The organism is Methylomonas stagni, from assembly GCF_050154735.1.
Lineage (GTDB): Bacteria > Pseudomonadota > Gammaproteobacteria > Methylococcales > Methylomonadaceae > Methylomonas > Methylomonas koyamae_A.
Window position 1 is genome coordinate 683,676 of the sequence record NZ_CP189557.1, and the last position, 20,821, is coordinate 704,496.

At 52.5% G+C, this 20,821-nt stretch carries 24 protein-coding genes and 1 pseudogene; 14 read left to right on the forward strand and 11 right to left on the reverse strand.

Annotation, left to right across the window (positions count from 1 at the left end):
• Positions 1–37: 37 nt before the first annotated feature.
• The 11 genes from moxJ (at position 38) to ACP4CD_RS03220 (ending at position 8,127) form a co-directional block, all read left to right on the forward strand.
• A complete protein-coding gene (moxJ, locus tag ACP4CD_RS03170; protein ID WP_426993472.1) occupies positions 38–880 on the forward strand; it encodes a methanol oxidation system protein MoxJ in 843 nt (280 codons plus the stop codon).
• Positions 881–896: 16 nt separating this feature from the next.
• Positions 897–1,373, forward strand: a complete 477-nt coding sequence (gene moxG / locus ACP4CD_RS03175; protein ID WP_426993473.1) for a cytochrome c(L), periplasmic — start codon at positions 897–899, stop codon at positions 1,371–1,373.
• A gap of 75 nt (positions 1,374–1,448) precedes the next feature.
• The gene (locus ACP4CD_RS03180; RefSeq protein WP_064030109.1) at positions 1,449–1,730 is read left to right on the forward strand and encodes a methanol dehydrogenase [cytochrome c] subunit; all 282 of its coding nucleotides are present in this window, start codon (positions 1,449–1,451) and stop codon (positions 1,728–1,730) included.
• Between the two features lie 294 nt (positions 1,731–2,024).
• Positions 2,025–3,044 (forward strand): AAA family ATPase, encoded by a 1,020-nt coding sequence (locus ACP4CD_RS03185; protein WP_426993475.1) that lies wholly within the window; start codon positions 2,025–2,027, stop codon positions 3,042–3,044.
• 5 nt (positions 3,045–3,049) lie between these two features.
• On the forward strand, positions 3,050–3,397 hold the full coding sequence (locus ACP4CD_RS03190; RefSeq protein ID WP_426993477.1) for a hypothetical protein: 348 nt from the start codon (positions 3,050–3,052) through the stop codon (positions 3,395–3,397).
• Positions 3,397–3,675, forward strand: a complete 279-nt coding sequence (locus tag ACP4CD_RS03195) for a hypothetical protein (protein WP_426993479.1) — start codon at positions 3,397–3,399, stop codon at positions 3,673–3,675. Before ACP4CD_RS03190 ends, ACP4CD_RS03195 begins: the two co-directional genes overlap by 1 nt.
• Before the next feature lie 64 nt (positions 3,676–3,739).
• Positions 3,740–4,597: a DUF58 domain-containing protein gene (locus ACP4CD_RS03200; RefSeq protein ID WP_426993480.1), complete on the forward strand. Its 858-nt coding sequence runs from the start codon at positions 3,740–3,742 to the stop codon at positions 4,595–4,597.
• Positions 4,597–5,574 (forward strand): nonribosomal peptide synthetase MxaA, encoded by a 978-nt coding sequence (locus ACP4CD_RS03205; RefSeq protein WP_426993482.1) that lies wholly within the window; start codon positions 4,597–4,599, stop codon positions 5,572–5,574. Before ACP4CD_RS03200 ends, ACP4CD_RS03205 begins: the two co-directional genes overlap by 1 nt.
• On the forward strand, positions 5,571–6,572 hold the full coding sequence (locus ACP4CD_RS03210) for a vWA domain-containing protein (RefSeq protein WP_426993484.1): 1,002 nt from the start codon (positions 5,571–5,573) through the stop codon (positions 6,570–6,572). Before ACP4CD_RS03205 ends, ACP4CD_RS03210 begins: the two co-directional genes overlap by 4 nt.
• On the forward strand, positions 6,572–7,132 hold the full coding sequence (locus ACP4CD_RS03215) for a hypothetical protein (RefSeq protein ID WP_064030119.1): 561 nt from the start codon (positions 6,572–6,574) through the stop codon (positions 7,130–7,132). Before ACP4CD_RS03210 ends, ACP4CD_RS03215 begins: the two co-directional genes overlap by 1 nt.
• A 65-nt stretch (positions 7,133–7,197) precedes the next feature.
• Positions 7,198–8,127, forward strand: coding sequence for a vWA domain-containing protein (locus ACP4CD_RS03220; RefSeq protein ID WP_426993486.1), 930 nt, complete (start codon positions 7,198–7,200; stop codon positions 8,125–8,127).
• A 204-nt stretch (positions 8,128–8,331) separates the two neighbouring features.
• Here the strand turns inward: ACP4CD_RS03220 and ACP4CD_RS03225 are convergent.
• From ACP4CD_RS03225 to ACP4CD_RS03245, 5 genes and pseudogenes are all read right to left on the reverse strand, one after another.
• Positions 8,332–8,906: pseudogene (locus tag ACP4CD_RS03225) on the reverse strand (alpha-ketoglutarate-dependent dioxygenase AlkB family protein).
• Positions 8,903–9,319 (reverse strand): bacteriohemerythrin, encoded by a 417-nt coding sequence (locus ACP4CD_RS03230; RefSeq protein WP_168029320.1) that lies wholly within the window; start codon positions 9,317–9,319, stop codon positions 8,903–8,905. Before ACP4CD_RS03230 ends, ACP4CD_RS03225 begins: the two are co-directional and overlap by 4 nt.
• 160 nt (positions 9,320–9,479) lie before the next feature.
• A complete protein-coding gene (locus ACP4CD_RS03235) occupies positions 9,480–9,842 on the reverse strand; it encodes a hypothetical protein (protein WP_231883700.1) in 363 nt (120 codons plus the stop codon).
• 2 nt (positions 9,843–9,844) lie between these two features.
• Entirely contained in the window at positions 9,845–10,030 is a 186-nt protein-coding gene (locus ACP4CD_RS03240) for a hypothetical protein (RefSeq protein WP_064030128.1), read from the reverse strand.
• A 441-nt stretch (positions 10,031–10,471) separates the two neighbouring features.
• Positions 10,472–11,017: a gamma carbonic anhydrase family protein gene (locus ACP4CD_RS03245; protein ID WP_426993489.1), complete on the reverse strand. Its 546-nt coding sequence runs from the start codon at positions 11,015–11,017 to the stop codon at positions 10,472–10,474.
• A 154-nt stretch (positions 11,018–11,171) separates the two neighbouring features.
• Between ACP4CD_RS03245 and ACP4CD_RS03250 the strand changes: the two genes are divergently transcribed.
• Positions 11,172–11,819, forward strand: coding sequence for a zf-TFIIB domain-containing protein (locus ACP4CD_RS03250; protein ID WP_426993491.1), 648 nt, complete (start codon positions 11,172–11,174; stop codon positions 11,817–11,819).
• On the opposite strand, the gene ACP4CD_RS03255 is transcribed toward ACP4CD_RS03250, so the two are convergent.
• The 5 genes from ACP4CD_RS03255 to ACP4CD_RS03275 form a co-directional block, all read right to left on the reverse strand.
• Positions 11,816–12,811 carry a sulfatase family protein gene (locus ACP4CD_RS03255; RefSeq protein WP_426993493.1) on the reverse strand — a complete coding sequence of 332 codons (996 nt, stop codon included), beginning with the start codon at positions 12,809–12,811 and terminating at the stop codon, positions 11,816–11,818. The two genes, ACP4CD_RS03250 and ACP4CD_RS03255, sit on opposite strands and share 4 nt — an antisense overlap.
• Complete coding sequence (locus tag ACP4CD_RS03260; RefSeq protein ID WP_426993495.1) at positions 12,802–13,722, reverse strand: sulfatase-like hydrolase/transferase; 921 nt, start codon at positions 13,720–13,722, stop codon at positions 12,802–12,804. The genes ACP4CD_RS03255 and ACP4CD_RS03260 overlap by 10 nt, the downstream gene beginning before the upstream one ends.
• A gap of 202 nt (positions 13,723–13,924) precedes the next feature.
• The gene (locus ACP4CD_RS03265; RefSeq protein ID WP_064030136.1) at positions 13,925–15,187 is read right to left on the reverse strand and encodes a putative O-glycosylation ligase, exosortase A system-associated; all 1,263 of its coding nucleotides are present in this window, start codon (positions 15,185–15,187) and stop codon (positions 13,925–13,927) included.
• A gap of 137 nt (positions 15,188–15,324) precedes the next feature.
• A complete protein-coding gene (locus ACP4CD_RS03270; RefSeq protein WP_426993497.1) occupies positions 15,325–16,158 on the reverse strand; it encodes a glycosyltransferase in 834 nt (277 codons plus the stop codon).
• Between the two features lie 230 nt (positions 16,159–16,388).
• Positions 16,389–17,132 carry a polysaccharide deacetylase family protein gene (locus ACP4CD_RS03275; protein ID WP_313730096.1) on the reverse strand — a complete coding sequence of 248 codons (744 nt, stop codon included), beginning with the start codon at positions 17,130–17,132 and terminating at the stop codon, positions 16,389–16,391.
• 242 nt (positions 17,133–17,374) lie between these two features.
• On the opposite strand from ACP4CD_RS03275, the gene ACP4CD_RS03280 reads away from it, so the two are divergent.
• On the forward strand, positions 17,375–18,322 hold the full coding sequence (locus tag ACP4CD_RS03280; protein ID WP_426993499.1) for a glycosyltransferase family 2 protein: 948 nt from the start codon (positions 17,375–17,377) through the stop codon (positions 18,320–18,322).
• A gap of 69 nt (positions 18,323–18,391) precedes the next feature.
• On the opposite strand, the gene ACP4CD_RS03285 is transcribed toward ACP4CD_RS03280, so the two are convergent.
• Complete coding sequence (locus ACP4CD_RS03285) at positions 18,392–19,870, reverse strand: lipopolysaccharide biosynthesis protein (RefSeq protein ID WP_426993501.1); 1,479 nt, start codon at positions 19,868–19,870, stop codon at positions 18,392–18,394.
• 489 nt (positions 19,871–20,359) lie between these two features.
• On the opposite strand from ACP4CD_RS03285, the gene ACP4CD_RS03290 reads away from it, so the two are divergent.
• The gene (locus ACP4CD_RS03290; protein WP_071158215.1) at positions 20,360–20,809 is read left to right on the forward strand and encodes an SUF system Fe-S cluster assembly regulator; all 450 of its coding nucleotides are present in this window, start codon (positions 20,360–20,362) and stop codon (positions 20,807–20,809) included.
• The last annotated feature ends 12 nt before the right edge of the window (positions 20,810–20,821 follow it).

Genomic DNA, 20,821 nt, shown 5'->3' on the forward strand with positions numbered 1-20,821 from the left:
GGGCATTGCATGCCCACCCTACGCTGAAATCCAAACCATGAAAAAAGCGATACATATTTTTACCGCGTTGGCGCTGGGTATTGGGTCTGCCTGCGCCCAAGCCGAACAACCGGCCTTGAAAGTCTGCACGGCGGAAAACGAAATGCCCTACGCCAACAAAGCCGGCGAAGGCTTCGAAAACAAACTGGCGCAATACGTTGCGGAGCAACTGGGTCGCAAGCTGGAAGCGGTGACTTGGACCGATCCGCGTTACTTCATCCGCGACTTCGTCGACAAAGGCTTGTGCGACGTGGTGATGGGTGTCGATCACGGCGATCCGCGTTTGCTGACCACGCTGCCGTATTACCGGTCCGGCTATGTCTTCATTACCCGCGAGCAAGATCATTTGGACCTGCGGAACTGGGACAGCCCGGCGTTGAAAACCGCCAAGCGCATCGCATTCGCGCCCGGTACGCCGGCGGAAACCATGCTCAGGGCGATAGGCCGTTACAACGACATGTTCAGCTATCAGCAAGAGCTGGTCGGGTTCAAATCCAAGCGCAATCAGTACGTCAAGTACGACAACGACAAGCTGGTGAATGAAGTGGCTACCGGCAAAGCGGAAATCGCCGTGTTATGGGGGCCCGCCGCGGCGCGTTACGTTAAAGCGTCCAATACCCCGTTGACGATGACGGTGATACCGGACGACAACAAGCGAGCCGACGGTGAAAAAGTCGGTTTCCATTACAGTACCTCGATCGGCGTGCGTAAGGGCGAAGTCGCGTTGTTGGAGCAATTGAACAAAATTGTAAGAGACAAGCAAGACGAGATCGGCGAACTGCTGGAAGCGGAAGGTATTCCGCTACTGGACGAACCCGAGACCGCCTTGTCCATGAACTAACAGGAATCATCGACAAATGAAATACAAAACCTTTTTGAGCGGCGCGGCCGCGATGTTGGCGTTTGCCGCCGTCTCGACGGCACGGGCCGACATCACTCTGCGCCATGCCTTGACCGGCGAAACTCTGGATCTGAGTTTTGCCAAGAAGGGCGGCAATACCGACAAGTTCAAGCAATTCATGCAAACCGGTAAAAACCCGTACAACGGCGACGCGGAGGCTATCAAGAAGGGCGAAAGCCTATACATGACCGGTTGTTCCGGCTGCCACGGGCACGAGGCGGAAGGTAAGCTGGGGCCGGGACTGGCCGACGACTATTGGACCTATCCGCGCAACGCCACCGACGTGGGTTTGTTCGAGGTGCTGTTCGGCGGCGCCAACGGCATGATGGGGCCTCAGTACGTTACATTCAGCACGGACGAAATGTTGCACATCATGGCTTTCATACGCCACATCTACAAAGGCGACCCGAAAAAGGCGGACTGGTTGAAATAAGGTCGCTTCACTCCGGATTGACTACGTCGCGACGTTGGCGCGCCCGGAATTCCAAATACTTATCAGGAGATCAACATGAAACACTTTTTGACCTTAAGCAGCGCAACATTGGCTCTGACTCTGGCGGCGTCCGCCCAGGCCTATGACGGTACCAAATGTAAGGAAGCCGGTAACTGCTGGGAACCGAAACCGGGTTATCCCGCGCAAGTGGCCGGTAGCAAATACGACCCGAAACACGATGTCAACGAACTGAACAAGCAAAGTCAATCGATCAAGGAAATGGAGGCCCGCAACGCCAAACGCAGCGAAATTCTGGCCAAAACCGGCAAGTTCGTCTACGACGTCGAAGGTCAATAAGCCCGAGCGAGACGGTTAAAAGCCGCTTGGCGACCGCGAACGGATCGCCAGTGGTTTTTCGACCAAGGCAGGCGGCGAACACCGAGGTGTTCGCGCGGGCGTCGTCACCAGGCCCTTAGGACGCCGCCAGGGAAGGCGGCAACCCTAGAGACCAGTCTAACGGAATAGGCTTGGACCGCTGGACTTGCGGCAAGGGTAGGCCGTGCGTTTGGCCCAAGATAAGACTGAAGCTCACGGCTCCGGGCACCGCCCGGAGTTTTTTTGCCTAAATGCCCGTAACGGGCCAAGCTAAACATGATCACCGAACATACGCTAGCTAGCCGGCGCGACGATGCGCTGGCGCTGGAAAACCAGATAAACCGGATTGTCGTCGGCCAGCGGACGGCGGTGCGCAATCTCCTGATCGCGGTATTCGCTCGCGGTCACGTGCTGCTGGAAGGTCAAGTCGGCGTCGGCAAGACCACGCTACTGCGTACCGTCGCGCAGGGACTGGGCGGTCGCTATCAGCGCATCGAAGGCACCATCGATTTGATGCCCGCCGATTTGATTTACTACACCTACCTGAACCAGGATGGCCGGCCTTGCGTGGATCCCGGTCCGCTGCTCAAGCAAGGCGAGCAGTTATCGGTGTTTTTCTTCAACGAAATCAATCGGGCTCGGCCGCAAGTGCATTCGCTGCTGTTGCGGGTCATGGCCGAGCGCGCGGTTGGCGCGTTCAACCGCGAATACCGGATGCCGCACATGTTGGTATTCGCCGATCGCAACCGGGTGGAGCGCGAAGAAACCTTCGAGTTGCCGGCGGCGGCGCGCGACCGGTTCCTGATGGAAATCAACATCGCCGCGCCCGGCGACGATGCGGTATTGGACGAATTGATGTTCGATCCGCGCTTTCACGATGTAGACGCCTTAATCGCCGGCATGGCGGAGTCCGGCATCGGCTATCAAAACCTGAACGCGCTGGGCGAGGCGATTCAACAACGCGTTCAAACCAGTCCGGCCCTACGCAAATACGCGCTGGATCTGGCCAAGGCCAGCGGCGATCCCAAGGCGTACGGGATTAGTTTGAGCGATGTCGAGATGGAGCGTTTGCTGCACGCCGGTGTCAGTCCGCGCGGCATGAGTTATCTGATCCGCGCCGCTAAGGTCCGGGCTTGGCTGGAACAGCGCGACAGCTTGTGGCCCGAGGATATCCAGGCGGTGTTCGCGCCGACGATGAGTCACCGCTTGTTCTTGAATCCGATCTACGACTACCGTCACGACGAGCTGTTGCCGGCCTTGGTCGGCGAAATCCTCAATCACATCGCAGCACCTTGAGTCCCATGAACTGGAAAACTTTGTTACGCGCCATGATTCCGCACGCCGGACTCGGCCATTTATTGGAAACTTATTTGACTTGGTCGGGCGTCGGCATCATCAGCTCGTTTATCGCCAGCGCCCTGGATGCTTATTCCGATATTCCCTACGCGGCCTACTACACCAGCGCGTTGAATGACGCGGTCGGTTTCAAATTCTGGATTTTGTTGTCGGTGATTGGCGTTCTGCTGTTCTGCCTCAGTGTGCCGGTGCTGTATCTGGCGCTACGTTTTCCCGGATTGGCCGGGTTTTCGGCGCGGATGCGCCGCTTTACCTATACCTTTTTTTGGTGGCCTTCGACGAAGGGGCATTGATGATCGGCATCTTGACCGCGAATTTTGTCGATACTAACGAGCGAATTTCGCTGCTCGCCAGCAAGTCGTTCTTATTCAGCGATGTCGGATTTTTTACGATTGTGGCGCTGTTAATTCTGGATTCCCTATTGTGGCTGGTCGGCGAGGCTATTTATAGCCGTAATGAGCGCGGTTACTCCGGCGTCGTCGAACTGCTGGTCAACGCGCCGCTGAAATATTCGCTGCCCGGTTACTGCCTGGTCACCGGTTTGGTGGTTCAGGTCATCGTGTCGCAATAGCTGCCGGCGGAGCCGTTCCTTCCTTCATGCCGATCCAAGTCCACCGCTAGCTGCATCGAGTTTCATGGCGATCAATATCGAACCTTTCCAATACCGCTTGTCGGGTCCGGCTCTTCAAGTCTATCCCGGAGCGCACCCTGGGCAGATGGTCGGCAACGGACAATTGTTCAAGCGGCACGAAGCCCTGATCGCGAGGCCGGACCCCCGACGGATAGACCTGCGCGCCAGTCTGCTAGACCCGTTCGGCCAGTACCGGGTTAAGGCGCATCAGGAGCATAGCCGGGTCGAAGTCATGGTGCTGGCCGACTTGTCGGCCTCGATGACTTTCGTCGGCCGACGCGATAAACGCCGAACGATCGTCGAGATATTGCAGGCGATCGTCGAATCCGCCCATGCCGCGGGAGATCGGGTGGGCTTCGCCGGGTTCGGCGCCGCCGACAGGCCATTGGTGTTTCAACCGCCCGGATCGATAGACCTCGGCGGCGTGGAACGTTGGTTTGAGGCATTGTCTCGACTTAAGTTAAAGCCGGGGTGCGATGGCTTGTGGCGGGCGCGAGCCTATCTGCCGGCTCGACGTTCCCTGGTGTTTTTGATCGGCGACGGCCATTGGCCGCTGGTTCGCTTGCCCGCGTTGCTGGCGAGTCTGGGCCGTCACGAATTGGTGCCCTTGCTGCTCTGGGACGAACAGGAATATCTGACCATGCCGGACTGGGGCTTGTTGGTCTGGCAAGATCTGGAAACCGGGCGTCGCCGCCGCGTATGGATGCGGCCGGCATTGAAACGTCGTATCGAAACCGCCTATCAGCAACGCCGTCGGCAACTGCAGCACGCGTTCCGGGCCTTCGGTCACGAGCCGATGTTTATTGAACAAGGGTATCGGGCCGAGCAATTCAACCAGTACTTTCTAGCACGGGCGGCATGATGCGCGGGCCGAGTAACCTATGCCGCCAAGAAGGTCGGCCTTGTTCGCCGGTGTCGGCGCTTGCCGAACGTCGGGGAGCCGTCGTTTACTGGATTCGTGCCGGGGTATTGAGCTTGTTCGCCGGATTATTGGCGGCATGCTCCGCCGCGCCGATCCGGCCGGTCAGCGCATGGCGGGTGGAGACGCCGCGGCCTTTCGGCTACCAAATCGGCGATACGATTCCGATGCGGATCACCGTGCAGATCCGCTCCGGCGTGGTATTGCACGCGGACAGCCTGCCCAAGCCCGGACCAATGAACCGATGGTTGCATCTGCGCCAAGCGGAAGTCGAGCCGTTGGGCGACGACGAATACCGGGTGAATTTGGAATATCAGGTGTTCTATGCGCCGCTGGAGGTCAAGGCGCTGACGATTCCGGGTTTCCCGTTGCGTTTCAGTCAGCACGGGCAAAGCCTCGAACAGCGAGTCCCGGACTGGCAATTTACCGTGGCGCCGCTACGCGAGTTGATTGCTCGACAGGATGAAGCCGGCGAGTATCTGCGTCCCGATCAGCCGCCAGCGCCAATCTCGGGCGCCGATGTTCTGCGTAATATGCTAGTCGCGGGTCTGGCGGCGCTGGCGCTTGGCTTGCGGCTGGCTTGGCAATACGGCTATTTGCCGGGACTGCCCCGGCGTAGCCTATTCAAGCGCGCCGGTCGGCAATTGCGCGGCCTGCGGGCCGTGCAAATGGCCGAAGCGCTGACGGTCATGCACGGCGCGTTGAATCGCTTGCACGGCGGACCGCTATTCGGGCACCGACTGGAGGATTTTTTCGGAGCCCACCCGCATTACCGGCCGTTGCAAGCCGAGTTGAGCTGGTTCTTCGACTATTCCAACCGATTTTTCTTTGCCGACCAGACGGCCGCGACCGACGACGCGATCGAGCGCTTACGCCGACTCTGCGGCCAGTGTCGAGATATCGAACGGGGCGCCCGATGAATTTGGCTGTCGAACAGGTCTGGCCGCTGGCCGGTTTAGTACTATGCGCGTTGCCGCTGTGGCGTTTGGGCATGCGTGCCGGCGAACATCCGGCGCTGGACTTGCTGCCGGCCGATCCGTTCTCGAATGTGGTGGACGCGCTGCTCCGTCTGCTCGGCGCGTTGACGATCGCGGCGCTGGTGTTGGGTTTGGCTGGGCCGTATCGCAAGGAGCAGCAGGTGGAGCGCATCGGCCACGGCGCCCACATCGTGTTGTTGCTGGATCGCAGCAATAGCATGGACAACACGTTCGCCGGTAAGGCACCCGACGTCGGGCATCTCAACGGGGGGAGCGGCGAAGAATCGAAGGCGGCGGCGGCCCGCCGATTGCTGACCCAGTTTGTCGATCATCGCGATCACGATTTGATCGGCGTCGCGGCCTACAGTACTTCGCCGTTGTTCGTGATGCCGTTGACCGAAAACAAGCCGGCGGTGCGGGCGGCGATCGCCGCGACGGCCCAGCCGGCGCTGGCCTATACCAACGTCAGCAAGGGCCTTGCCTTGGCGTTATCGTATTTCGACGACCGACCGGTATCGGGTTCGCGTATCGTTTTGTTGGTCTCCGACGGAGCGGCGGTGATAGACCCGGACAGCGAGGCCAAATTGCGCCAGTTGTTCAAGCAGCGTCAAGTGCGCTTGTACTGGGTATTTTTGCGCACCGCGAACAGTCCGGGTTTGTTCGAGATGCCGACCGATCCGCGCGACGATAACGCTCAAGCCATGCCCGAACGCTATTTACATTTATTTTTTTCCAGTCTGAATATTCCCTATCAAGCTTACGAAGCCGAAAATCCCGGTGCGATGCGTCAGGCGATAGACGATATCAATCGTTTGGAGCATCGCCCCTTGCACTATTTCGAACGGATTCCCAAGCAGGATTTAACGCCGCTGTGCTACCGAGTCGGCGCCGGGCTAGCGGCTTTGCTGATAGGCGCCAAACTTTGCGAGGTCAAATACTGATGCGCGGTCTCACACACGGTTTGCTGTGGGCGGGCTTGCTGACCGCACTGTTGGTCGGTTTGGTACAAGGAGCCCGTCTCTATCGGCTGGCCGGCCAAAACCAATTGATCGAGCAATTGCTGGCCGGTCGCGACGTAGAGGTCGAAGATCTGGCGGACGCGCCGCCGTCTCTACGGATGGCGAGAGCGGTGTATTTGCGCAAGGCCGGCCGCTACGACGATGCCTTGGCAACCTTGAACGTATTGCTGCGGCAGGCCCCGCCGGCCTTGCAGGCACAGGCGCGTTACAATCTGGGGAATTTGTATATGGCGCAGGCGCAGGAAAAGCTACACGCCGGCAATATCAACGATGCGACGCCGTTGGTCGGCTTGGCTAAGCAAGCCTATCGCGACGCACTGATCGCCGAGCCGGGCTACTGGGATGCCAAGTACAATCTGGAAGTGGCGATGCGGCTGTTGCCGGAAATGGATAGGGTCAATAGCGGTCACGAACCGGACGACGGTCGGGAAAAGACCCAGCTGTGGACCACGCTGCCCGGATTTCCGCGCGGTTTGCCATGAGCAGTGCCCAACGCGCACGCCGGGGTCTCGGCGCCGGCCGTCTCATTATGCATCGTTGAATCGCCATGCCCGGACCGAATTTTAGAGACTACCGCTGGTGGCTGTTAGTGCTGGCGCTATTGATGACCGTGCTGGCCGCGACGGGCCCGACTCGACAACGGCAGCGTCCGCTATACCAGTTGATCTTCGTCGTGGATATTACCCGCAGCATGAATACCGAGGATTATGTGTGGGAAGGGCGAACCGTCAGCCGGCTGGACTTTGTCAAACACAGTCTGCGCGGGCAACTAATGGCGTTGCCGTGCCAATCGCGCGTCGGTTTGGGGATATTCACCGAACGCCGATCGGCGCTGTTGTTCGAGCCCATCGAAGTCTGCTCCGGCTTCAACGAAATCGACGCGGCGTTGGCGGCATTGGATTGGCGGATGGCGTGGGCCGCCGATAGTCGGATCGCCGCCGGCCTGGCTAGGACTTTGGAAGATTTCAAAACACGCGAGGAAACCTTGGTGTTCTTGACCGACGGCCAGGAGGCGCCTCCGCCCAACGCGCGCTACCAGCCCGATCTCGGCGGGTTTCGCGGTCAAGTGCAAGGCGTGATTATCGGCGTCGGCGGCGATAACCCCGCGCCGATCCCCAAATTCGATGCCAACGGCCAGCGCCTGGGTTTTTACAAACCCGAAGATGTCCCGCATCGCTCGACCTTCGGCGAATCCGATCTTAACCCGGAAAAAATTCAAGGCTATGACGCTCGCAATGCGCCGTTCGGTAGCCAAGCGGTGATCGGCGACGAGCATTTGAGCCGCCTCCACGAAGATTATCTGAGACGCTTGGCCGCCGAGGCTGGATTGAGCTATCAACGTCTGACCGATCCCGGTAGTTTGCGGCTGGCCTTGCAACAAGCGGCATTCGCCAAATCCGGTGTCGTTTCCGAAGATGTTGCCTGGCAATACGCCGGTCTGGCGCTGTTGGCGCTGGTGGGCGTTTTCGTAAAATAGGTCGGGTAAATATCGGTGACCCAAGCAAAAACTGCCTTGTCGTCGAATTGTGCAGAATTGGGATTGTATCGTTTCCCGATCACGGCGAGGACGCCGAAGAGTTGAGTTCGCTGGCTGACGGGGTAAGGTATGCCGTCAAGAAATCCGGTAAGACCGCCTTTGCCTTTTATGCGCCGGACACGGCGCACCCGTCGTACCAGCGACTTAGTTCGGCGGCGGCAGAACGTAGCGAAATGTTAGATTAATCCTGGGATCGGCGACTTCCGGTGCCGGCGGGACGCTGTGCCGCCAATCGTGTTGAAAGGATGGTCGCATCGTCAGTAGCGTGCCTGCGTTTAGTCGGGTGCTGCCTTGTTCCCCGCTTCGCTTGTGGCGGTAGGCGAAGGTACGGGGGCGCCCAAACTCAGCGAAGCGATCAACGGTTCGTCTCCCATTTCGCGTTCGTTGTCCGAATGCCAGCCGACGTAGTCGTTGCCGTCGCGGTAGAGATTCACCAGTACCGCGTTGAATTTCGCGTTCAAACGGCACTCGATAGCGGCTCTTAGTTCGGACAACAACGGGGTCCAGGGCCGGGCGACCAGCAGATTGTTGCTGTAACTGTAACGAATGCCGGGGTCGGCATGCCAAGTTTGCTGTCTCGGCAGTTCGAACCAGCGTTCACCGACTTGGTAACGGTTGTTTGGCCAATCCTGTTCGTCGAGCAAGCGTTCGAGGAGTTGCCGACAGTCGGCTTGGTTGTAAAATCCCTCGATTAACTCAAGTTCGGGAACGGCGCTCATGCGGCGTTGGTGTCTCCGGCGCGCGCGTTCGCTTGATGGATATGGGCGGCCAACGCGCTATCCATCGTCGCGACATGTAATTTGAACCATTGCGGCAGCCTGTCTTTGACGAAGGCGCGCCCGAACGGGATCAGGCCTTTGTCGATGCGCGACTGAAATTGTTTGAATTCGGCCAAAACACGCTGGTGTTCGCCTTTGTGTTCGGTTTCCGCCGGGAAGGCGAAGGTTTGCATCAATTGGTTTTCCAGCTCGAAGTGCTGTTCGGTGTGATGATAGAGTTCGCGGAACAGGGCGGGAAATTCGCTATTGTCCGCGCTATCCAACTGATTTACCAACGCGATGAAGGATTGATGGTCGTGATCGATCGCGTCGTATCCGACCGGGGCCGTTTCGGCCGCCGAAAGTAAGGTCATGTCGTCCACCCAAACGATAGTTGATGTTTACGCAACGGATTTCTTATCGAGACTTTCAAGCAGATTTTATGCCCGACACATGAGGTGTCCGTCGGCGTGACCTGACCAAGGGGTGGCAGCGGCGCTGGGCGCCAAACTGCCACATCAAGGTCGATCAATATTAGCCTTTGCCGGGTAACATACCGACCGTGCCGGGTTTGATACGTTTACAACTGACGACAATGTCTTCCTGGTGACAGCGTTTTAAATCGGCTTGGTTTCCGCAACTGTCGCAAACGGTGTTACCCGCGGTTTTGATTTCTTCGACGTGCCAACCGTAACCTTGGGTTTGGCAGAACTTCTTGCTGAAGCGTTCGATGTTATAGGGTTTGGCCGCGGCGTCGCGCGCCTTGGGTTCGGCGTCGCAATGCGCCGGTGCCAGACTATTGGCCATCAGGTCGCGATAAATATATTCGGTGGCTTGCAGCGGTGTGTTGATCAACATGGTCAGCAGCAAACTCAACATAAACGGAAATTTGCGCATGTTCAGTCCTCCCGGTTGGCGATGACGCGGATATTCATTAAACGGTGTTCCTCGTTGATTTGGTCCTTGATGGGGGCGAATTTTTCGTTTTCGTTCAGCTTGACCGCCAATATCGCGCCGACGACCACGACGACCGTCACGACAACATACAGTACGAAATGATCTTTCTCTTGGTGTACTTCACTCATGGTTTACCTCTTATTTTCGGCGATGGCCGAAGTCGGGTCTAGTAAGAATGGAAGCCGGTGTTGTCGGCCAACTTCGGCCGGGAACTCGATTTCCGGTTTCGCTACCGGCGGACGCCGGACAAGAGGAATAGGCCGGATGGTTGGTGGATCTGTGCCGGAAGGTCGGGCGCGGCCGAGGGCAAGAGCCGCGCGCAACCAACAATTCAAAAACCGCGTGATCGGCGTCCGTTATTGGTAGCGAATCGAAACAATATAACAAGCGGCCGGGCTTGTCAAACAAATATCGTTTCAATATTAATAATGGGCGTCGTCGCTTCGGGGCGTGCGATCCAAGGACGAAGAATAGGCCGCTGATTCAGGACGACCAAGGGGCCTGCGACCGGCCGGTCAACGGCTGGTGGTTAGCCGAATCATGTTTTGGGCCGTGAGTGTAAACCGCGATCACTCCGGGGTGGCTTTGCGGTCCAGATAACTGTCCTTGAGTTTGACGTAGTGCGACGCGGAGTAGGCCAAAAAGATCTTCTCGTCGTCGGTTAGCGCGCGAGCGGCCTTGGCGGGTACGCCGATGTACAGATATCCGCCTTCCAATTTTTTACCCGGCGGCACTAGCGCGCCGGCACCCAGCATGCTGTAGTCGCCGAGCACCGCCCCGTCCATGATGATGGCGCCAATGCCGATCAGGCAATAATTGCCTATCGTGCAACCGTGAATAACGGCGCGATGACCGATCGTGACGGACTCGCCTATCCTTAGGGGATAGCCGCTCGGCGAATAGTCGCCAGCGTGCGACACGTGCAAGATGGAGCCGTCTTGAACATTGCTGGCATTGCCGATGCAAATTTTCTCCACATCGCCGCGCAAGACCGCGGTTGGCCAGACCGAAACGTCGTCGCCCAATTCTACGCTACCGATGACGACGGCGGTTTCGTCGATCAGGACACGCTCGCCGAGCTTGGGTTTGTTGGATTGATAGGTTCTGATTGTCACGTGAACTCCTGTTCTTTGCCATAATTGCCAAAATGTTACGCAATTGCACGATGCCGCGCCAGTACTGAAAGGAAGCTTGGTGGGCGTGGAACTTTATTTTCAAAAGTGGCGGCATGGTCGATGACGTCGGAGCGGACTTTATAGGGAACCGAAAATGGCGAAATGTAGCGCGTGTTCCGCGCCGTTGGCGGCGAATAGTCAGATTTGCCGGTATTGCGGCGTGCGCAATGATATCGATCTATTGGGCAAGTATGATTTCAGCCCGATTGGGACTCAGACCTCGAGAATTTGTCCGGTGTGCGACACCCCGTTGCAAACCGTGGCACTGGAAGGCGAACAGGTTTTGCAACTCGAACGCTGCGGGACTTGTTATGGCTTGTTTTTCGATCCGGGGGAAATCGAAACTTTGTTGGCGCGGACGGCCGGATCGACATTGGCTGTCGATCGGGCTTGGTTGGACGGCATTAACCGCGAGCGCTATTCGGCGGACGCGCGCGTCCGTTACTTAAAATGTCCGGTATGCCGAGTGTTGATGAACCGGGCACTGTACGGTTATCGTAGTGGCGTCGTAGTGGATCGTTGCGCGAGTCACGGCGTATGGCTGGACGGCGGTCAAATCAGTCATTTGCTGGAGTGGCAGCGGGCGGGAGGTCGAATGTTGGCGAACAAGCGTCCGGTGGCCAAGCGGCAATCCGCCGCCAATGCTAAATCGGCAACACTTTCTACCATGAAAGCGGCGCATGACGGCGACTCACGCGATTGGTTAGCGGTCGCCGAATTGTTGGCGAATTTGTTGTCTTAAGCGGCCGACGGTGTGGCCGGAGCGGGATTCCAGTATGGATCCGCTTTCAAATGAATCGCCAGCTGTGCTTGCAGGCGGGCATAAATCTCGGGAAATTCCGACGCTACATCCCGATAGGCATCGGTTTCCAAATCGTAGAGTTGGTACACCGGGCCACGGTGGGTCGCGATGCAAATCAATTTCCAGCGCTCGTCTTGTATCGAACGGCTCTTCGCTTGGATCACGGTTGGATAATACTTGGCGTTGATGACCAATGTGCCGGCTTGCTGGTCGGGGATGTCCAACAATTCGACGATGTTGGGGTAAAGGATTTGCTCGGGATGCAGGCCCGGCACCTTGCCGAGCCAAATTCCGGTTTCCTGATAGGCGTATAGATTGGGCGATCGGTTTTCAAGAATGTAGGGCATCAGGTTGGTGCCCGGCAAATGTTCCGGAACGTCCAGCTTTAACCAGCCAAGCAATGTCGGCATCACATCCACGGCGCGGCAAACCGGCTCGAACTTGACGCCTTTCGGCATGCCGGGGCCTTTCATGACCAGCGGGATGCGGCCGCTTGGATCCTTGCCTAACAGCGTGTTGCCTTGCCCCCAACAGCCGGTCTCGAAAAAATCGGCGCCGTGGTCGCTGTAAATCACAATCAGCGTGTTTTCGGACAAACCCGATTGTTCGATAAAATCAACGATTTTGCCGACCTCGTCGTCGAATTGTCTGACGCAGCTGTCGTAGAGATTGATGATCTGCGGTACGTCGAAATAATCCGATCCTCTCTGCTGTTTATCGACGATTTCGCAAGGCGTGGCGAGTTTGGTCATGATGAATTTCGACTCGCCTCGGTAATTCTCAGGTGTGAATAACTTGTAATAGGGGTAATCGCAGGTAAACGGAACGTGCGTGGTCGAGGTAAACAGATTCAGAAAAAACGGGCGTCCCTCTCGCGCCGCCGACGCAATAAATTGGCGGCATTCCCGGCCCAGCTTACCGGTCAGCGGCATACCGGCCAGAAAATACAACTCTGGCAGGTACTTTTTCCCAGTGAATTGTTGGTAAACAACGATAAAAAACCGCGAATGACGGACGGTCCTTGTCTGAACAACAACTTGAGATTCCACTGATCTTCGGGCAACGATACGGTTTCGAATCCGAAGTCTATTTTCCCGAAGTCCGCGCCGGCCCAGTCGGAAACCGCTAGGGTCGAATAGCCTTGGGCTTTTAAGCACTGCACTAAACTTGGATGAGGTAGCCGGCATTCCTCCGCGGACGGGTAGTTGTCGCGAATGCCATGTTGGTAGGGCCATAAACCCGAAAACAACGACGCGACACTGGGCGCCGTTCTAGCCACCGGGGTTATACAGTTTCCAAGTAACACGCCGTCGGCGCACAACTTGTCGATATTCGGTGTCAGATTTCTGCGATAGCGATAAGCGCCAAGGCGGTCGCAACGCAAGGTGTCGGCACCGATCATGACAATGTTCGGGAAGGACGGCGATTTTGGTTTGGATTCGAGCGGCGCGGGCTCCTTGACCCGAATACTGATCGCTAACCAACCGTATATAAGGTTGATCGCGAAAATATAAACGGTTTCCGGAAGAGCCGCTGAAAACAAGCTCAAGCCTGATATTGTCACCCAAACGAAGATGCCAGCGAATTTGATTGATTTCAATATTGCAGGCGTCAATGCGTCGTGCAGTCCATATAGCCTGGAAAAACGATACTGAAACGATAATTGAATCGCGCCTGGAGAAAATAATAATTGGTAACAAAAGAAATATCCAATCACAAGAGCACTCGAGCATAAGCCGAAAAAAATGCTGTAGAGGTTTTGAATTCGATATTCAATAGTAGAGCGCAACTTTGCCAGAATATAGGACCCGGCAACGCCGTCAATAGAAATATCACGTAACACCAAAGGGCTAAGCGAAGACCGGCATAAACCATGTGCCAGCGAAATTTCCGTTCAACTTCCTCCGGAATTCCAGGGCCGGTTCGCGAATAGTTGTGCCAGGTTTGGCTGATTAAAGCGACCATGCCAAATAACGAGGAAAGGCAAGCGGAGTAGAGGAGCTGGGCGACAGTTTCCATTAAAATGCGCTACGGCCGAGTTAAATTTAGTAAGCGGGGATTCGTTTATGTTTCTTAAGCCCCGAATTGGTCGCGGATATTTGCGCCAGCTCCTCCAGAGCGAATTTTTTGATTAGCACGGCAATGAAAACTAAATGATAAAGTAAATCCCAATACGACAAGCCTAAAAATAAAGTTCCGATCATATAGCAGATCAGAGATGCCCTAAGCATCAGACAGTAATATCCGACCCATTCCAGTTCCGGGATGCCTTTGGTTTTTCGCATGAGCAGCGTTAGGTTGACTAACGAGCCAGCCAACAGCGAGAACCACAAGCCAAACGCCACAAAACCGTGCTCGGCTAGGATTTCCACGTAAGAACTGTGCCAATCGCGTAAGGTCACGAACTTCCACCCTTCAAAACCGCAACCGGTAAACGGATGACTTACCGCATAATTCCAGCCGTCGGTCCAGGCAACGATGCGGCCCATGGCCGATTGATCTTCTTCATAGCTTTCCATGGTATGCATGCGTCCGAACCATTCATCCGGTAAATAATCCTTAACGAAAAATACCCCGACGAAAACCAGTGGAATCGTTAAATATTTCCGTCCTGAGTTTGAAATCAAGATGAACGTCAATGCAATCATTGTCAACAACGCGCCGCGAGACCAAGAGGATAAAGCGGCCGCGTAAATAACCGGTACCGAAAATAAAGTAACTCTCTTCAATAATTCATTTTTGAGTTCGCGTCGAAAGATTAATAATAATGGAATAACCATTAGCATTGCTATCGCGAATTGATTGTTGTCTTCGAATTGAGTACCTGGTGGACCGTAAACTCGATGAGAAAACCCTTTGGCTATAGCGAATATTCCTCCTTTGACGGCTACAATGCCAATAGAAATACCAATAGTCGATATCAGGTAGTACAATTTAGTTCTTGTGTTGATTAGAGTCAGTGTAAAGTAAAACGGTATATATATTTTGGTGACAAACCAGAAGCGGGACCAAGCAATATCTTGAAGCGGCGACTGAGTCGTCGTAAACATGAAATACACCCATAATAAGAAGAAGACGGTGACTCTCCAGTCTTTGGGTATCGGTTGCTTATCTTTGGTGGTAAATGTACTGATTACGACAACCAAAAATAAAATCATGTAAACCGGTAAGGTGCGCACGAAGCCCCAAGCATAGGCATGAGGATTCATGTAACTGAAAATCGCCAGTGACAAAACGCCCCACCAAGGCCGTTTGATAGCGGCTACAATGCAGCCTGAAAGAAAGATAAGTACAACGATGTCGCGCACGTGAGGCCTGTGTGTTGATTAGATCCTATAGTCTGGGTTTTCTTTCCATCGACTAAAGTAACCGCATATTTGCCCAAGTGCATGTGTGAAATTCATGCATTTCCTTAATTCAAGTTTTTGGTTCTTTAATGCCAAAGTTAGCCACAAAAAAATAATTTTAATGCCTGACTAAATAGAAATAGAGGAACTCCAAAAAAATTGCGTTTATATTTAATTCCGCAATTATAGGCGCTTCTAAAGCCGGAGCTAAAATGTAATTTTAGGAAGTAGCTAGGCTTCAACCGCCAAGGTTCGACGGAATGTAGAACCGTCATATCTGGGCGGTAGCGGATTTTCATAGCGGAATTCAGAAGGAGGCCGAACATCATAACATCTTCACCGCCACCGATTGCTTTTCCCTGCCTGTCGTAACGCTTGTCGAACCGTAGATCTGGATTTTCGCGGAATATTTTCATGTCGTATGCGATATTCGCAGTCCATAACGGTGTGTCCTTGCTTGTCACCCAAAACGGCGCTTCACCGTAATCAGTGGCGGCGAGAAAGCCAAGTAATTCGTCTCCGAGCCATTTTGGCCGTCGTTGACCAGTGAAGTCGACCACCACTTTCCCTCCGGCAACTTGAGCACCTTCGTTGCAGATGGCGTCGGTAGCAGCGTATAGCAGTCCGGGTAATGGAATTTCATCATCGTCGATAAATACCATTATGTCAGAACTCATCGCTTCAATTAAACAGCGGTTGCGGGCCGCGACGATGCCTTGTTCGGTTTCGGTAACCCATCGAAGCGTAGCTCCTGGGTTTGTCGACAATTCGGCTAGTTCAAGTTCGGTGTGGTCGGTACTGTTGTTGTTAACGACTAAAATTTCGTAAGGGATAGGGCATTCTTGCTCCCGAATAGCATCCACTAATTTTCGAAGCCGATCGGCCCGATTGTAGCTGCACATGGCATAAGTTAGTTTTAGTTTTGGATCCATTTGTTCGACATAGCGAAAATGATTTAAGGAAGCTCGTAACGGATATCTTTTGGGTCTTTAGCAACTCCGGTAGAGAGTGTAGACAAAAAATATTTTTATCGCCATGAAACTAAAAGATGATCCGGCGGTTGACCGCCTACCTGGACGCGATGGGCTTTAAAATCAATGGGTTGTTAATTGGTTGCCGATGCCACTGACGCTGGTTCATTTGCAGAAATGCAGAAGGAAAATCACTCGGACTTTACTAATCCGAGTCGATCTAGGAGCCTGTCGGAATAATAACGCATCACTTTCGGCCAAGAGACATCATTATCGGCAAAAGACAGTTTTCGCGCTAAAATCTTGTCATCGTCGCCGGAAAAAATGGTAATTCTCCGAATTAACAGCGGATTTGGCTCTAAATGTAGCCATCCTGGCTGAGTAGTACACGCCAAGTTGTATCCCGCCTCCCTCGCGGCGATCAGCGAATCAGTGTTATAACGGCCGAAAGGGTAGGCTAGGCTGGTGACCGAGCTATTTGTCAAAGTTTCTAACAGTTTCTTCGAGTGAATAAGTTCGTCGATTTGCGCGTTTAGGTGGAGGCTTGGTAGTTCTCTATGGCTGCAGGTGTGAGAGCCGATTTCCATGTGGTTGCGATGCATATCCAGAATTTGTTCGTGCGATAGCAAGTCGTTTTGAGGCGATCGGAAAGGTAGCCAGTTTGCGCTGTTGGAGATGTGTTTTGTCGCTATAAACCAAGTCGCCTTCATTTGGTTTTCTAACAAAGGTAAATATGCTCCTAAGTAATTATCGAGATAGCCGTCGTCAAATGTTAGGATGACTGTCTTTTCTGGAAGCGATTTTATATCGAGTAAATCTCTAAATAACGCGGTATGCCAGCCATTTTTTTTAAAGTATTGTATGTGCTTTTTAAACAGGCGAGCCTGTAAGGAATACCGGGAGATAGGTGTCTCTTTCGGTGTTCCGTGATACATTAATACGATGGGGCTAGGATATCGGCTCATATTGATTAATATTTTATTGGTTTTCGATATTTAACATATTTTTAGTGATTAATATGTGAATGCTTGTGAAATATGCCGAAATTCTGCTGAGTTATCGTGCGCCGATGCTTCTAAAAAGTCTGCTAAAATTAATTGAATGCTTCATGTTTTTATATTGGCTCTTATGAAATTTTATTTTTGGATGTATAGGATTTTAATGATTTTGAGGTGTTATGTCTGATAATCCACTTGTATCAATAATTATGCCGTGCTTCAATGCGGCAAAGTATATTGAAAATACAATTACACGTTTATTCGAGCAAACCTATTCTTGTTTTGAGCTTATTGTGGTTGACGATGGTTCTCGCGACGAAAGTTTGGCAATTTTAAACCGTTTATCCGGCTACTATCCAGCGATATCGGTTGTGACGCAAGCTAACCAAGGGGCTGGTGCCGCGAGGAATGTGGGATTAAAGTTGGCTCGCGGTGAATTTGTGGCTTTTTTGGATGCTGATGATGGTTGGGATGCGGAGTTCTTATGTGTGATGGTAGCGGAGTTAGTCTCGAATCCCGATGTCGTGCTGGTTTACTGTGGTTGGCAAAATCTAGGGTTGCAGGACAAGTTTTGTCGACCTTATATTCCGGATGATTTTGAACGCAAGGAAAAGATTCTTGAGATTTTGGCTGCTTGTCCTTGGCCAATTCACGCTGCTTTGATTCGTAAGACTGTTATTGACCAAGTTGGGGGGTTTGATGAATCCTTGACGTCGTGTATGGATTATGATTTGTGGCTGCGCATAGCAATACCGGGGCTTATTCATCGGGTTGAGAAAGTATTGGCCTATTATTTTCACCATGACGGTGATCAGATTACTAAGAATCGGTTAAAAATCGCACTAAATCACTGGCATGTTCAGCAGAAGTTTTTGCGTGCTCATCCGGATGTTGTTAATAAGATTGGGAAAGAACGAGTGGCTGATGTTACTAAGGGGAGATTGTTGCGGCAAGCATATAAAAATTTTTGGGATCGAGATTTGATAACCGCGCAAACTTTGTTTAGGAAGTTGTTATTTTCCGGTTATTTTTGTATTGCCGATTTAAAGTACATGTTGCCCGCTTTACTGCCGTATGGTTTGTATCGCAATTTAATTGTTTTTTTTGATCGAGGCGATCAAAAATAATCGACTGGTACTTCTGCTGAATTGATTTTATGGTTTTTTATCATAATGGTGGATATTGAATTTTAGTTCTTATGCTGTTTTATATTTTTTAATTCGCAAAAGCCCTTTCCATTTCTCCGCTTCCGATTTTAGCGACTGGATAGGTAGCGCTAGGAACAAAAAAGTGTAAAAGGCGCTACCGGATGTTACTAAACAAAATAGCCGTAATTTTATCTCCAAATTGGGTTGGTATCGATCCAGGGCCCATGCAGTTACGGCTAGTTCGACAAATAATAAGCTATTTAAAATTATTGCGGGTTTCAATGCTGTCAGTAGGTTGTGTAATGAAACTCGAATTTTATTCATAGCTACTAATGTAGCGGTAAGGTGTATAAAAACAATGCCAGGTAACAATGCTAAAGATATTATGGTTAAATCGCCTTGTTTTGTTCCGTACCAACAGCCTGCGCTGATTGTAACCAGACTGACAAATTGAAGTATTATTTCAGCGCCGAGTGTATTTTGGGCTGCAAGAACGGCTCCAGATGGGTTTCCTATACATGCGAACATTCTGGATATTGAAATTATTTGGAGTGGAGCGGCGGCCGGCAACCATTTTTCGCCGAAAATGGTTATTATAAATTCTTCCGATGTCCAGAGTAGGCCTACATAAAATGGGAAGGTGTAAGTTGTGACTAAAGTTATGGTCCTTAGGAAGATATATTTACTTTTATCCAGGTTGTCTTGATAGGAGGATAATGCTCTGAAAACTGTATCGTATGCTGATGCGGCAATAAATGAAAATGGGTAGGCGCTTAGGCTTTCGCCTTTGTTAAAAAGTCCTACGCTATATGGGCCCAATGTTTTTCCAATTATAAAATTTGGAGCTTGATTGCGTAGATAAACTAAAATATCGTTTGCGGTAAACTTCGCCCCCATTATGCCGAGATTTTTGGCTATTTGGTAATCGTATTTAATGCGCAACGGGAGTCTTGCAAAATAAATTGTAAGGGGAATTATGGTTATAGCGCCGACCAGCCCGCCCCATATTAGGCTCCATACGCCGTGATTGTAATGAGCAAAAGTTATGCTGGCAATACCGGTTGCTAGTCCGCTTATTATTGCATTTGTGGTTATTATATTAAACTTCATGTCCCTAATTAATTTTGATCTAGGTACATTAAGGAATGGTCTGGTTAGGAAGCTCAAGGCGGATACGCGAATTAGATCCGTATAGATAGGATTGCGCATGTAATCGGCCAAGTACGGAGCAGAATAGTAGAATAACGCATAGATGACGCAGCAGATCAACAATTGGACTGTAAATACAACTTGAAAATGGGCGGCATGCACTTGCTTTGCTTGGATTAGGGCGCCGCCCATGCCTGCGCCTGATATGAATCCCGCCAGTCCCGTGAAGATTTGGATGGCAACTACCAGGCCAAAATCTTCCGGGGTTAATAATCTAGCGAGTATTACACCGAATAAGAACTGACTGGTTTGTTCGGCAAATTTCCCAATTACCACCCAAATGCTGTTTTTTCGGATTTGATCTTTTGGTTGAGTCATTTTAGGGTGTGCTTTTTATTGATTGCAGGTGTGGAAGTTGCTGATAATCGACTAACGGTGCGTATGCTATCAATCTATTCGATAGATCGTAGTAACAGTTTGGTGGGTATTCCCGAGGTTTAAATTAAACTTAATGTTGGAGAAAAAAATCGTCGGGTCTTTTTTGATTTTCCATTCTAGTGGCTTGCGATATAAGCCTAACGTCTTTAAGTCGGTCTATAAAATCATTTCTCGGCTGTTCTCGGATCATTCTGCTTGGTCGCGCGCTGGTGGGCGGAGAGGTCGCTCACATTGTTTGGTTATCGGCTTGATGAGCCAGTCAAGTGCATGAGATCGGGCTTTCCTCTTATCTAGTCCAACAGGTTCTCCTTGGATCGCGGATCGCTGCCACATTTTAGCCGAAGTTGAGGGGAGCGGGGGTAAGTGAATAACCAAGTACTTTACTAGGTAAATAAATTGGACTAGAATGGTCTCAATTATGAGGTTTGAATGTTGAAGCTTAGTAAGTTGACCGACTACGCAACCGTGATACTTAGCGTGATCGCGCGGGACCAATCCCGCGTACATGTGGCCTTAGAGCTGTCTAGGACCACGGGGATTGCGCTGCCCACGGTCAGTAAAATCTTGAAGATATTAACCAAGGCCGGCGTACTTGCTTCCGTTCGAGGTGCGAAAGGCGGCTATTCGTTGGCCAGGGAACCGGAACGGATTTCGGTGGCTACCGTCATCAGTGCCTTGGAGGGGCCGATCGCCTTGACCGAATGTACCGTTTCTCACAAAGGTTGCGATCAAGCCAGCGGTTGTCGGATTCAAGGCAGGTGGCACCTGCTGAACGACCGGATCGCTCAAGCGTTGGAGTCGGTTTCGTTAGCCGACATGATCGTTCCGTTCAAACCGCCCGAAGAAGTCACGATACCCGTGAGTCGTTTATTCCGTTAATTCAGCGAGAGT